This window comes from Pseudomonas sp. HMWF021 (genome assembly GCF_003061005.1).
Lineage (GTDB): Bacteria > Pseudomonadota > Gammaproteobacteria > Pseudomonadales > Pseudomonadaceae > Aquipseudomonas.
This window is the reverse complement of sequence record NZ_QAIK01000186.1, coordinates 1-304: the sequence shown is the minus strand read 5'-3', so window position 1 is coordinate 304 and position 304 is coordinate 1. Positions and strand designations below refer to the sequence as shown.

The window sequence follows — 304 nt, the reverse complement described above, 5'->3', positions numbered from 1 at the left end:
GCTCTGCATCATGCCCGCCGCCACCGCCGAAAGAATGCCCGAGGCGCCCAGCCGTTCGGCCAGCACATAGGCGGCGAACGGCAGCAGCAACATGAACACCACGTGGGTGGCCGGGTCGTCCCAGCCGCGAGCGATCATCCACGCGCGCAAACGCCCGACCAGCCAGCTCAGCGCGACGCCGACGGCTAATCCCCCCACTGCCACCAGCACGAAGGTCAGGCTGGCATTGGCCAGCGAGAACACCCCGGTCACCGCCGCAGCGAGGGCGAACTTGAACGTCACCAGACCCGACGCATCGTTCATC

At 67.8% G+C, this 304-nt stretch carries 1 protein-coding gene; it reads right to left on the bottom strand.

The genetic code is table 11. From position 1 onward, the window contains the following. Nucleotides 1-304 (bottom strand): cation:proton antiporter (locus DBR18_RS30070; protein ID WP_256589008.1); only part of this gene is annotated, 304 nt, incomplete at both ends.